Genomic DNA, 10,542 nt, shown 5'->3' with positions numbered 1-10,542 from the left:
CGCGCGCAGGGAGCGCGCGGCCCACCGGAGTACTCCATGACCGCCAGCACCAAGAAATCCGCCACAGCGCCCAGCTTCAAGATGACGCCCGTTAAGGCGTCAACCAGCATCGCCGAGCACGGTTACGACGCCGCCACGCAAATGCTGCGCATCCGCTTCACGTCAGGGCTCACCTACGACTACACCGGAGTGCCACCCGACAAGGCCGAAGCGTTCGGCAAGGCCAAGTCAGCCGGCAGCTTCTTTGCCAGTGACATCCGCAACGCCTTCAAGGGCGTGCCCGCGCCCAAGGCCAAAGCGAAGAAATAACCAGTTTCGGGCCATACCCGGGGGTGCTCCTGCCTCCCTCCCTCCCTCGTTGCCCCCGGGTGCCCTTTTTTTACAACAAACCTCTCACCACGCCATGGACATAAAAATTGAAATCGTGACGCCCGCCAAGGCCGAAGGCTGGCTGAACATGAACAAGAACAACCGCAAGATGCGCGACGGCGTGGCCGAGAAGTATGCCCACGACATGAAGGCCGGGAAGTGGACCACCTGCCCCGAGCCGATTGCCTTCTATGAAGACGGCGACCTGGCGGACGGGCAGCACCGCCTGTGGGCCATCGTTGATTCGGGCGTGTCGATCAGCTTCCCGATTGCGCGCGGCCTGAGCCGCACGGACGGTCTGAACATCAACACCGGCCTTACCCGGTCCCTGGTGGACAACGGGCGCATCAGCGGCCGCGACGCCGGCCTGTCCAACGAGCTGATTTCTGTGGCCCGCGCCATCGCCCAGGGCAACCAAGGCAGCAACACCAAATCCCTGTCCAGCGCCGACAAGCTAGACATGGTGGGCGAACACCGGGACGCGGCCACCTGGGCGCTGGCCAACGGCCCCCGGGGCCGCGGGCTGCGCAACGCGGTCATCAACGCCGCCGTTGCCCGGGCTTGGTACTGGGAAAGCGACCTGGACCGCCTGAAGCGCTTCTGCGACGTCTTCACCAGCGGATTCGGCGACGGTGACACCGAATCGGCGGCCATCGCGCTGCGCAACTACTTCCTGACCAAGAAGGGCCTGCTGAGCACGGCGCTTTGGGCTGACACCTTCTTCAAGGCGCAGAACGCCATCCAGTACTTCATGAAGGGCAAGCGGCTCACCGTCATCAAGACGATGACCGAAGAGGCCTACCCGCTCAAGCGCAAGCAGCGCAAAGCCCGCGCGGCCTAACCCCCCACCAAGTAGCAAGATGCTCTCCAATCAATTTGTTCTCAACCTGGCGGCCAAGCTGGTCATCGTGTTCTTCGCGGGCGCCGGCGGCGCCTGTGCCGGCATTGAGGAAGCCCTCGGCCGGCATGTCGATTACGCGATCAACCACAACGACAACGCCCTCTCCTGCCATCGCGCCAACAACCCACAAACCCAGCACCTAGTGGAGGACGTTTGGTCGGTCAAGCCGTACATGCTCACGGGCGGCCGGCCGGTCGGCTACATCCATTTCTCGCCGGACTGCACAAACTTCAGTCAGGCCAAGGGCGGCCAGCCGCGCAGCGAGGCCATCCGCTCCCTGCCTTGGGTAACAGTGAAGTGGTGCGGCACTGTGCGCCCCGACGTTTTCACGCTCGAAAACGTGAAGGAGATAAAAAAATGGGGTCCGCTGATCGCCAAGCGCGACAAGGCCACCGGCCGCGTAATCCGTGTTGACGGCACAGTGGCCGGCCCAGGCGAACGGGTGCCCCGCCAAGAGCAATTTTTGATCCCTGACCCGAAGCGCCTGGGCAAGACCTGGCACAAGTACTGCGCCATCCTCCGGGGTATGGGCTACGACATCGAGGACCGCGTGCTGTGCGCCGCCGACTACGACGTGCCCCAGCAGCGCAACCGCCTGTTCCAGGTCGGCCGGTGCGACGGGCAGCCCATCTGCTGGCCCGCACCAGTTCGCGCCAAAGACCCGGCCAAGGCCCCCAAGGGAGCGAACGGCAAACCCCTGCCGAAGTGGATTGCCGCCTACGAGTGCATCGACTTCACCAACAAGGGAAACAGCATCTTCGGCCGCAAGAAGCCACTGGCCGAAGCCACCTTGAAACGCATCGCGCGCGGCATGGAAAAGTATGTTCTGAACTGCGCGGACCCCTTCATCGTGCCGGTTACGCACACCAAGGGCGGAAACCGCGTGCGGGACATCCGTGAGCCCCTGCCGGTTATCACCACGGCCAGAGGTGGCGAACTTATGGTGGCGGCTCCGGTCATGGTTCAAGCCGGCCACGGGGAAGGTAAGGCTGGGGGCGTCCAACGCTGGGGCATGGGGGCAAAGGATGTGCGGTCAGCGCTGGGCACGGTCACGGCGAACGGCGGTGGCGGGCACTCGGTCTCTGTAGCCAACCTCGTGCAGTTGCGAAACAACTGCGACGGCCGGGATCTGCGCGACCCGCTGCAGGTTGTCAGCGCCGGCGGGGAGCATCACGCCCTGGTGGAATACCATCTGAGCCCAGAACACGAGGAAGGCGCGCTTCGCTGCGCCGCCTTCATCATGGAGTACTACGGCTCAGGCGGTCAATGGAGTGACCTGCGCAACCCGCTGAACACTGCCACCACGAAGGCGCGCATGGCGCTGGTGACGGTCTGGATCAAGGGCGACCCTTACGTCGTCGTTGACATCTGCATCCGCATGCTGACGCCACGGGAGCTGGCGAACGCGAGTAGCCTGCCGCCGCAGTTCATCCTGAGCCACGGCCACGACGGCCGCATGTTCAACAAGGCTCAGCAGATCCGGTTCATTGGCAACTGCGTGCCGCCCAAGCTGCAATATCACGTCACCGCCGCCAATTACAGCGACTACAGGGAGCCCGAAGCTCTCAGGCTGGCCGCATGACGTCAGCCAAACACCTTCCGCAAGAAGTCGTCCATGGCAATGCGCTTTGCGTCGGCCTCTCGCTCCAGCTTGTCCGCCAGCACCAATTGCGCTTCGGACGGTCCCGTCCCCTGTTTCGCCATGCAGTCGGCAAACGCCTGGGTGACTATCCCACGCGCTTTGCGTGCCTCCTGGTTAATCACCTGCCACTCGGCCTGCATGCCCGTCCACTGGCTGCGCGCCCGTTCGATGTCTTCCATAGCCCCCTCCACAAGTTGAAAGCCACAGTATGAGCGAAAACAGCCATAGCGCGGCCACATCCGTCCAATGGTCCCCCCAGCAGTCCAATGCGTTGCTGGCTGTCAAGGAGTGGCTGGCAACCCCCAAGAAAAAGCGCCTGCAGGTCTTCCACGTGTTCGGCTACGCCGGCACGGGAAAAACCACGCTTGCCAAGGAAATAGCCGGCATGGTCAAGGGCGAAGTGCTGTTCATGTGCTTCACCGGCAAGGCCGCCCTGGTCCTCAAAAAGAAGGGCTGCGGCGGCGCCAGCACGATCCACAGCGCCATTTACAAGGCAAAGCGGGACCCGCATACCGGCAAGCACACCTTCAAGCTCAACCGCGACAGCGCAGTGGGCAGCGCCGCGCTGGTCATCGTGGATGAGGTCTCCATGGTCAATGAGCTGCTGGGACGCGACCTGATTTCCTTCGGCACGCCCATCCTGGTGCTGGGCGACCCCTTTCAACTCCCGCCCATCAGCGGGGACGGCTTCTTCGACACGCCCAAGCCGGAAATCCTGCTCACCGAGATTCACCGGCAGGCCCAGGACAACCCCATCATCCGGCTCTCCATGGACGTGCGCGCCGGCAAGGCCTTGCAGCCCGGCACCTACGGCGACAGCCGCGTCATCCTGCGCAGTGATGTCGATGCCGACGAGGTGCTGGGCGCCGACCAGGTCATCGTGGGCATGAACACCACGCGGCAGCGCTACAACCACCGCATCCGCAAATTACGCGGCTTCGACAGCGCTTTCCCCGAAATGGGCGACCGTCTGGTCTGCCTGCGCAACAACCACGCGAAGGGGTTGCTCAACGGGTCACTCTGGCAGCCGAAGCGCCTTGGCAGCGACGCCGACAACATCATCGGCCTGGAAGTGAAGTCCTTGGACGACGAGGACGCCGGGCCAGTCGATGTGACGGTGCCCGAGGCCTTCTTCCTTGGCAAAGAGAAAGACCTTGACTGGCGCATCAAGCGCGCGAACGACGAGTTCACCTTCGGCTGGGCTCTCACCTGCCACAAGAGCCAGGGTTCCCAGTGGGACAACGTGTTCATCGTCGATGAATCGGCCGTCTTCGCTGAAAAAGCGACCCGCTGGCAATACACCGCCATCACCCGCGCCGCCGAGCGCGTGACTCTTCTGGTGAACTGACCATGACCTCAATCCACGTCAAGGTCGTATTCGGTCTGCAGTTGTCGGATGATGCGCGCAACGTCGGCCCGGTAGGTGTCCCGGCTACGCAGGACCGGCACTGTCCAGTTGCCGCCGGCGTCGCCGGCCGCCCAGACCACCCCGCCCAGGTCAACGTCCGTCGCCTGCCCCTCCATACCCGGCAGCGCGGCTATGCGCTCCTGCAGGATGCCCTGCAATTGTTTCGCCGTCCGGCTGGGCTTGGTCATTGCAGCCGCGCGTGGATGTACGGCCAGGCTGACAGCGCCAGCGCACCCAGCGAAATCAGTATTGCACACCCCGCCCAGCGCGCTGAATCCTTGGCCGCCTGTGTGGCCTGGCGCTGCAATTCCAGCGCCTCAAGGCTTTGGCCGGTGGCCTCCTGCCGCTCCCTCAACTCGACGTACCGCAGCCCATACATGCGGTTCCTGCCACGCATCGAGCCGTTCGCAATCGCGGTTCGCAACTGCTCCAAGTCGCCACCACGCTCGGCCACCCAGGCGGCTGCATCTTCGATTGATCCAAAAGCCATCGCCTCACCTCTTTTGAAAGCAACATTATGAGCCGCCGATTCGGACGCAACCAACGCCGCCGCGCGCGAGAGGCCATCGCCACGCTGCAGGACATCACAAACGACCAGTTGAGCGCATTGACCGCCAACCGGGCCAAACTGCGCGAACTTGAGCAGGAGCTGGACCACGCGAAAGAGCTGGTCGGCCCCATGTCAATCCTGTTCCCCGCCGAAGAGGAAATGTCCGTTGGCTGGAAGAGCACCGACCGCGCCCAGGCCTGCGTGGACGTGTCGCCACCCTTGCCGGATCTGGCGCCCAGCTTTGCCCAGCACGAGACCGAGCCCATGTGCTTCCGCACCATCCCGCTGGACGTCCTGATCCTTCGGGTTGAGCGGAGCGAATTGGACCAGTGCCTTCACGTCGGCGTGAAGTTCGCGGATGGTGTGTGGGGCTATGGCATCACTCGCAAGGCATGGGCCGCAATGACCTATGCCCAGCGCGTGAAGTTGATCCGCCAAACTCTCCCGGACACCCTGGCCGACGCGGTTGCAAAGCACGGACTGGGAAGGGGCTACTGATGCGTGAAGTCGCCATCCCCACAGTGAAGGCCATTTCAGTCCGCCAGCCATGGGCGACCCTGATCGTGCACTTCGGCAAAGACATCGAGAACCGGAGTTGGGCGACACGCTTTCGCGGTCCGGTACTGATTCACGCCGCCAAAGGCATGACTCGCTACGAGTGGGAAGACGCCATTGAATTTGCCACAGAGGCTTTGTGGCATCTGCCGCTGGAGCGCCGCAAAGAGCTGAGCGCCATGTTGGCCTTCGACGCCCTGCCCCGCGGCGGGATCATCGGCAGCGCTGTCATCACTGATTGCGTGACATCGAGCCCTTCGCCGTGGTTCATGGGTAGCCACGGCTTCGTGCTGGCCAATGCCAAGCCGCAGCCATTCCGACCGTTCAAAGGAGCGCTGGGCTTCTTTAGCGTGCCCGACCTCTCAACCTCAACACCAACGGAGAAATCATGAGCCAAGCCGCCCCCGTGACGACGGACATTGACGAGCCAAACGAGCTGGACATCGAGACCCAGTTCGACAACAAAAACGACACCGGCGAGGCCTTCATGGTCAGCGTGCCGTCATGGCTGCTGCACAGCCTGAGCGCGCCGGAATGCAGCCGGGCCGACAAACGCATGGCGTTCAACATCTGGCTGGACAAGATCAATCCCACCATCAGGGCCAACCCACTGCGGCCGCGGGAAGACCCGCACTCACCTTTTCAGCGCCGTGTCGAACCTTGGATGCAAGTCTGCTTTGGCCCGGAAATCTCCGCCGACAAGGAAGAGCGCAATCACCGGTTCTTTGAGGAATCCACGGAGCTGGTGCAGGCGTGCGGCATGACAGCCAGCGAAGCCCACCAACTGGTCGACTACGTGTTCGGCCGCCCGGTCGGCGAAAAGACCCAGGAGTCCGGCGGCGTCAGCGTCACGCACGCCGCGCTGTGCCTGGCCCACGGCATGGACATGCACGAAGCGGCAGAAATCGAACTGGACCGCATCTGGGGCAAGGTTGAACAGATCCGGGCGAAACAGGCAGCCAAGCCGAAGCACTCCCCGCTGCCCGAAGCGCCCATCTATGCGATTTCCTGTGTCAAGCCCGGCCGCTCAATGCAGGCGTGCGCAAGCAATTGCTCCTGCTTGGGAGATAGCGCGCGCCCCGGTGGCTATGTGGTGCGCATTGGCGAACACAACGGCGGCCCCTACGACATGAAAGGCGGTGCCGCATGAGCGCCACCAAATACCCTGAAGTCCTAGCCTTAGCGCTCCGCGCCGGCGCCACCGCCTACAGCCCGCCCCCCATGCGCGCAGTGCGCGGCATCTCCATGACGCACGAGGCGTTTGACGCCTTCATTGAGAGATACAACGCACGGCCGCAACTGGCGGCCGGCCTGGCCGAACTGATGCGTAAAGCACGGGAAGAACGGCACACCATCACCTACTCCGACCTGCAGGCGCTGGTTGAGCACCCCACGAAGGCGGCGCAGGATCTGTCCCTGGAGGACTGGAAAGCGGACGCCCTTGTAGTACTCACCTCCATCCGGATAGACCTGCGGCAGACCAAATTCGGGGGATTGCTGGCAGACGAGCTGGAGCGCTTGATTCGTTCTGCCCCGGCAGGGACAGGCCACGCAGCGCCGGAAGGCCGTTGCCAGGTCTGCGGCGGGCCAACCCCTTGCAACTGCAACAACATGGAGAACTTGGGATGAGCCTCACCTACGAAGCAATGATGTTCGCCCGCCGTGCGCACGCCGGCCAGGTGCGCAAATACACCTTGAACCCATACGCCGACCACCTGGCCGAAGTCGCCGGCGTCGTGGCGGCCGTCGCCAACCCAATGACCCAGGACTGGGCCGCAATGGTGGCCACGGCCTGGCTGCACGACACGGTGGAGGACTGCGGTGTCACGGTGGACGAAATTTACGAGCGGTTCGGCTTTACCGTGGCTAACGGGGTCAAGCTGCTGTCCGACCTTGAAGCCGGCAACCGTGCCGAACGCAAGGCCGCATCCCGCGTGCGGCTGGCCGGCGCGCCGGACTGGGTGCAGACCGTCAAATGCGCTGACCTCATCAGCAACACCTCCAGCATCGTCCGGCACGACCCAGTCTTCGCCGTGACCTACCTCGAGGAAAAGCGCCTTCTGCTGGACGTAATGACCCGGGCCGACCCGCGCCTGGTCCGCATTGCCCGGCTCCAGTCGGAGGTGCCCAATGGCTGACGCGGACCTCACCGACCGTGAAATCGACAACATCTGTCACCCGCTGACTCAGAACGCGGCCAAGGTGCGCTTTCTGCTTGCCATGAAGCTGAACGTGCGGCGCGCCGCTGACGGCCGGCCGCTGGTCAACCGCGCGCACTACGACGCTGTGACGGGCCGCGGCATGGCGCAGGCGCCCGTCGCTGAGCCAGCACAAGAACCCGCCTGGGAGACACCCATATGAGCCGACCCCGCGACCGGCAAAGCACCGCCGGCCTGCTGCCGCGCATGGAGGCGCGCCCGCGCACCAAAGGCGGCTACACCTACCGCTACCACCCCGTGGGCGGAAAGCCCATCCCTCTCGGTCGCGACCGTGAGGCCGCGCTGCGCCAGGTACTGGACCTGACCGGCCACAACGGCGACAAGGGCACCGTCAACGAGTTGTGGCGGCTGTACCAGCTTTCGCCGGGCTGGCAGGACCTGGCGCAGGGCACGCGCGACGACTACACGCAGGCCAGCAAGCCCCTGCTGAAGCGTTTCGGCGCCATGGCGCCGCAGCATGTCAAGCCAGCCCATATCGCGCGCTACCTGCGCGTTGAGCGCGCCAAAGCGACTGTTCGGGCCAACCGTGAGTTCGCCCTGCTGTCGAATTTGCTAAATCTGGCCGTGGAGCGTGGCGAATTGGATACAAACCCCTGCAAGCAGGTGCGCCGTAACAAAGAGAAACCACGCAAAAAGGCGCCGGCGCCGGCCACGCTGCAAACGTTTCTGGAGTGGGCGTGGAAACAAAAGGGCCAAGGAGCAATCCTGGCCGGCATGGCCGAGTTCGCCTCACTGGCGGGCAACCGTGGCATTGAATTCCGTACCCTGGCCTGGCCGCTGGTCGGTGACCTCATCACCACGCTGATCCGCGCCAAGCAGCGTGACGGGCAGCCCGAAATCGTAGAAGAGGTGGAAATGTCGGACCTGCTTGTGGACCTGATGAAGCGCATGCGCGCCCTGGGCCGCAACACCGAAGCCGGCTGGGTCTTCCCCAACGCCAAGGGCAATGCCTACACGGCTCAGGCCTTCAAGCTGGGGTTTGCCCGCCTGAAGGCGAAGGCCCGGGAGGAAGGTGCGCTAACCAAAGAGCTGAACTTCACGTTCCACGATCTGCGCCATTTCTATGTCACGCAGTACAAGAAACGGCACGGCGACTGGGGTGGCTGATGGGGCTCGAACCCACGACAACAGGAATCACAATCTGGCGGTCAAAACCAATATACATGCGGGCTGCGGCGTGATTCTTGGGAATATTTTCGCTGATTTCATAGCGATTTGGTGCGGCTTCGCGGCTGTTCGTTCCCGGAAATTTCCCGGCTGGCGAGGTGCCCACGCAGTGACGGCTCACCGGAAAAATTTACCTTCTGCCAGGTATCCGTTAGGTAGCGGCGGGGGTAACTCCTCAAGGAAGCTGCGCTCAGTGGCGCGGCAGTATTTGTGTACCAATCCCTTCGGGCCCTTACCTTGAATCCAGGCGCCCGTCCGTCGCTCCAGCCAGCCAGAACTCGCCGCCCCGAGAAACTTTGGATAGTGCAGAGACTTGGCAAGGGGCATCGTCCCCGTGAAGCACTCCCTCTGATTGCCTTGAAGATTTGCTTGTGGGTGTCGTGCTAAGTCAAAATCCCACCACACGCTAATCCGAAGCTCTCCCCCGGAGAGGTTGCACCAATTAATAACACTAGGGCGACCTGCCAACGTGCAGAAAACATGGCCCTCGACCTCTTGTTTCTCCGTCAACGAGACTACCCCTCGATCCAACAATTCATTGATGCCTAGGATCATCAATTTTCTGTGTTTGTCCATAACTGCTCCTTTAACTCAGCATACCCGGCTCAGGCAAATTGCGCAGCGTCTTGAACTCCAAAGGCTGACCCGCGTCCACAATCTCTAGGGTTTCCTTGCCGTTGCGGGTCACGACCTCCAGCTGGTACAGCGTGCCTGTGCCCTGGAAACGGGCGAAGTAAGCGTCTCCCCGTTTGATGTCTTCAACGACCTCCTGAGCATCAGCGATGTAATCCATCTGCATGTGCCCAAGAGCCTCTAGTTCAGGGTCCGGTTCCATCGGGTAAACCGCCAGCTCGTTAGGCTCGCCGTCCTTAAAGCGCACCGCACCTGTTAAATATTTCGCCATGTTGCCTCCATTAATTTGTCAATTTGACTACAAACCCGGGGCGGTGCCTGCCGGTACAGTAACGCCATGTGCAACCTCTACACCCCGCCCACGCCAGCGGTATTCAGCAATTACTTTGGTGTGGATCTGCGTGATCTTGCCTGGGGTAGCTATGTAGCCCCACTCAAGCCAGGCCCGTACCTCAAGGCAGGCGGAAAACCGGAAGTCGGGCAATGGGGCATGATCGCGCCAGATTCCAAGACGGCCAAGCCGTTCGGGCAAACGAACAATGCCAGGCGTGAGACCCTGGCAACCCGCAAAACATACTCGGCCGCATGGCTCAGCGGCCGGCGCTGTCTCATCCCGGCGGTGACCTTTCAAGAGCCCTACTACCCCGAGCACGACCCTAAAGCCAAAAGCATTGCCTGGCGCTTTGAGCGCGCTGATGGGGAGCCGTGGGCGCTGGCCGGCATCTGGGCTGAGTGGATTTCTCCCGAAGGCGAAGTCGTGCCCAACTACACCATGATCACGCAGAATTGCGACGGGCATCCTCTCCTGGGCCTGATGCACAAGCCCGAGGTAGACAAGGCGGGAAACATCCTTGCGGAGCAGGACAAGCGGGCTGTGGTGCCGCTGGAGCGCGACCGCTGGGACGAGTGGCTACATGGCAGCCTTGAACAGGCGGAAGCCCTGATTCAGGTGCCCCCAATAGAAGTTTTCAGGCACCGAGCAGCCGACCCGACCAAGAACATTCCGCTGCCCGGATCAGCCCAAAATACCCAGGTTCAGACCCAGGGAGAGGGACTATTTTAGCCCAAAACACTGTATTCTTATACAGTGCTTTACGA

At 62.6% G+C, this 10,542-nt stretch carries 16 protein-coding genes; 12 read left to right on the top strand and 4 right to left on the bottom strand.

Going from position 1 to position 10,542, the window contains the following annotated elements:
* The 3 genes from AC1D1Y_RS17425 to AC1D1Y_RS17415 form a co-directional block, all read left to right on the top strand.
* Nucleotides 1–309 (top strand): KTSC domain-containing protein (locus tag AC1D1Y_RS17425; protein ID WP_477683428.1); only part of this gene is annotated, 309 nt, incomplete at its 5' end.
* Nucleotides 310–403: 94 nt separating this feature from the next.
* A complete protein-coding gene (locus AC1D1Y_RS17420) occupies nucleotides 404–1,210 on the top strand; it encodes a hypothetical protein (protein WP_477683427.1) in 807 nt (268 codons plus the stop codon).
* 19 nt (nucleotides 1,211–1,229) lie between these two features.
* The gene (locus AC1D1Y_RS17415; protein WP_477683426.1) at nucleotides 1,230–2,852 is read left to right on the top strand and encodes a DNA cytosine methyltransferase; all 1,623 of its coding nucleotides are present in this window, start codon (nucleotides 1,230–1,232) and stop codon (nucleotides 2,850–2,852) included.
* A gap of 2 nt (nucleotides 2,853–2,854) precedes the next feature.
* On the opposite strand, the gene AC1D1Y_RS17410 is transcribed toward AC1D1Y_RS17415, so the two are convergent.
* Nucleotides 2,855–3,091 carry a hypothetical protein gene (locus AC1D1Y_RS17410; RefSeq protein WP_477683425.1) on the bottom strand — a complete coding sequence of 79 codons (237 nt, stop codon included), beginning with the start codon at nucleotides 3,089–3,091 and terminating at the stop codon, nucleotides 2,855–2,857.
* Between the two features lie 29 nt (nucleotides 3,092–3,120).
* Between AC1D1Y_RS17410 and AC1D1Y_RS17405 the strand changes: the two genes are divergently transcribed.
* Complete coding sequence (locus AC1D1Y_RS17405; protein ID WP_477683424.1) at nucleotides 3,121–4,260, top strand: ATP-dependent DNA helicase; 1,140 nt, start codon at nucleotides 3,121–3,123, stop codon at nucleotides 4,258–4,260.
* A gap of 8 nt (nucleotides 4,261–4,268) precedes the next feature.
* Here AC1D1Y_RS17405 and AC1D1Y_RS17400 read toward each other — a convergent pair whose 3' ends face one another.
* A complete protein-coding gene (locus tag AC1D1Y_RS17400; RefSeq protein WP_477683423.1) occupies nucleotides 4,269–4,508 on the bottom strand; it encodes a hypothetical protein in 240 nt (79 codons plus the stop codon).
* Complete coding sequence (locus tag AC1D1Y_RS17395) at nucleotides 4,505–4,810, bottom strand: hypothetical protein (protein ID WP_477683422.1); 306 nt, start codon at nucleotides 4,808–4,810, stop codon at nucleotides 4,505–4,507. The genes AC1D1Y_RS17400 and AC1D1Y_RS17395 overlap by 4 nt, the downstream gene beginning before the upstream one ends.
* Before the next feature lie 27 nt (nucleotides 4,811–4,837).
* On the opposite strand from AC1D1Y_RS17395, the gene AC1D1Y_RS17390 reads away from it, so the two are divergent.
* The 7 genes from AC1D1Y_RS17390 to AC1D1Y_RS17360 are packed head-to-tail and all read left to right on the top strand — an operon-like array spanning nucleotide 4,838 to nucleotide 8,751.
* Nucleotides 4,838–5,368, top strand: coding sequence for a hypothetical protein (locus AC1D1Y_RS17390; RefSeq protein ID WP_477683421.1), 531 nt, complete (start codon nucleotides 4,838–4,840; stop codon nucleotides 5,366–5,368).
* Nucleotides 5,368–5,817, top strand: coding sequence for an ASCH domain-containing protein (locus AC1D1Y_RS17385; RefSeq protein WP_477683420.1), 450 nt, complete (start codon nucleotides 5,368–5,370; stop codon nucleotides 5,815–5,817). Before AC1D1Y_RS17390 ends, AC1D1Y_RS17385 begins: the two co-directional genes overlap by 1 nt.
* Nucleotides 5,814–6,575 (top strand): hypothetical protein, encoded by a 762-nt coding sequence (locus tag AC1D1Y_RS17380; RefSeq protein WP_477683419.1) that lies wholly within the window; start codon nucleotides 5,814–5,816, stop codon nucleotides 6,573–6,575. Before AC1D1Y_RS17385 ends, AC1D1Y_RS17380 begins: the two co-directional genes overlap by 4 nt.
* Complete coding sequence (locus AC1D1Y_RS17375) at nucleotides 6,572–7,054, top strand: hypothetical protein (RefSeq protein ID WP_477683418.1); 483 nt, start codon at nucleotides 6,572–6,574, stop codon at nucleotides 7,052–7,054. Before AC1D1Y_RS17380 ends, AC1D1Y_RS17375 begins: the two co-directional genes overlap by 4 nt.
* On the top strand, nucleotides 7,051–7,563 hold the full coding sequence (locus AC1D1Y_RS17370) for an HD domain-containing protein (protein ID WP_477683417.1): 513 nt from the start codon (nucleotides 7,051–7,053) through the stop codon (nucleotides 7,561–7,563). The genes AC1D1Y_RS17375 and AC1D1Y_RS17370 overlap by 4 nt, the downstream gene beginning before the upstream one ends.
* A complete protein-coding gene (locus AC1D1Y_RS17365; protein ID WP_477683416.1) occupies nucleotides 7,556–7,786 on the top strand; it encodes a hypothetical protein in 231 nt (76 codons plus the stop codon). Before AC1D1Y_RS17370 ends, AC1D1Y_RS17365 begins: the two co-directional genes overlap by 8 nt.
* A complete protein-coding gene (locus AC1D1Y_RS17360) occupies nucleotides 7,783–8,751 on the top strand; it encodes a tyrosine-type recombinase/integrase (protein ID WP_477683415.1) in 969 nt (322 codons plus the stop codon). Before AC1D1Y_RS17365 ends, AC1D1Y_RS17360 begins: the two co-directional genes overlap by 4 nt.
* A gap of 646 nt (nucleotides 8,752–9,397) precedes the next feature.
* Here AC1D1Y_RS17360 and AC1D1Y_RS17355 read toward each other — a convergent pair.
* Entirely contained in the window at nucleotides 9,398–9,715 is a 318-nt protein-coding gene (locus AC1D1Y_RS17355) for a hypothetical protein (protein ID WP_477683414.1), read from the bottom strand.
* Between the two features lie 66 nt (nucleotides 9,716–9,781).
* Here AC1D1Y_RS17355 and AC1D1Y_RS17350 point away from each other — a divergent pair, with 66 nt between their 5' ends.
* A complete protein-coding gene (locus tag AC1D1Y_RS17350) occupies nucleotides 9,782–10,507 on the top strand; it encodes an SOS response-associated peptidase (protein WP_477683413.1) in 726 nt (241 codons plus the stop codon).
* Nucleotides 10,508–10,542 lie beyond the last annotated feature (35 nt).

The organism is Polaromonas sp. P1_G1 (genome assembly GCF_056405595.1).
This window is presented reverse-complemented; position numbering and strand designations above follow the sequence as displayed.

What these genes read in the sequence shown, in the direction of transcription:
- AC1D1Y_RS17375 (WP_477683418.1), top strand. Translation starts at nt 6,572, where the DNA reads ATGAGCGCCACCAAATACCCTGAAGTCCTAGCCTTAGCGCTCCGCGCC.
- AC1D1Y_RS17385 (WP_477683420.1), top strand. Translation starts at nt 5,368, where the DNA reads ATGCGTGAAGTCGCCATCCCCACAGTGAAGGCCATTTCAGTCCGCCAG.
- AC1D1Y_RS17415 (WP_477683426.1), top strand. Translation starts at nt 1,230, where the DNA reads ATGCTCTCCAATCAATTTGTTCTCAACCTGGCGGCCAAGCTGGTCATC.
- AC1D1Y_RS17370 (WP_477683417.1), top strand. Translation starts at nt 7,051, where the DNA reads ATGAGCCTCACCTACGAAGCAATGATGTTCGCCCGCCGTGCGCACGCC.
- AC1D1Y_RS17360 (WP_477683415.1), top strand. Translation starts at nt 7,783, where the DNA reads ATGAGCCGACCCCGCGACCGGCAAAGCACCGCCGGCCTGCTGCCGCGC.
- AC1D1Y_RS17410 (WP_477683425.1), bottom strand. Translation starts at nt 3,091, where the DNA reads ATGGAAGACATCGAACGGGCGCGCAGCCAGTGGACGGGCATGCAGGCC.
- AC1D1Y_RS17400 (WP_477683423.1), bottom strand. Translation starts at nt 4,508, where the DNA reads ATGACCAAGCCCAGCCGGACGGCGAAACAATTGCAGGGCATCCTGCAG.
- AC1D1Y_RS17365 (WP_477683416.1), top strand. Translation starts at nt 7,556, where the DNA reads ATGGCTGACGCGGACCTCACCGACCGTGAAATCGACAACATCTGTCAC.
- AC1D1Y_RS17355 (WP_477683414.1), bottom strand. Translation starts at nt 9,715, where the DNA reads ATGGCGAAATATTTAACAGGTGCGGTGCGCTTTAAGGACGGCGAGCCT.
- AC1D1Y_RS17420 (WP_477683427.1), top strand. Translation starts at nt 404, where the DNA reads ATGGACATAAAAATTGAAATCGTGACGCCCGCCAAGGCCGAAGGCTGG.
- AC1D1Y_RS17390 (WP_477683421.1), top strand. Translation starts at nt 4,838, where the DNA reads ATGAGCCGCCGATTCGGACGCAACCAACGCCGCCGCGCGCGAGAGGCC.
- AC1D1Y_RS17395 (WP_477683422.1), bottom strand. Translation starts at nt 4,810, where the DNA reads ATGGCTTTTGGATCAATCGAAGATGCAGCCGCCTGGGTGGCCGAGCGT.
- AC1D1Y_RS17380 (WP_477683419.1), top strand. Translation starts at nt 5,814, where the DNA reads ATGAGCCAAGCCGCCCCCGTGACGACGGACATTGACGAGCCAAACGAG.
- AC1D1Y_RS17350 (WP_477683413.1), top strand. Translation starts at nt 9,782, where the DNA reads ATGTGCAACCTCTACACCCCGCCCACGCCAGCGGTATTCAGCAATTAC.
- AC1D1Y_RS17405 (WP_477683424.1), top strand. Translation starts at nt 3,121, where the DNA reads ATGAGCGAAAACAGCCATAGCGCGGCCACATCCGTCCAATGGTCCCCC.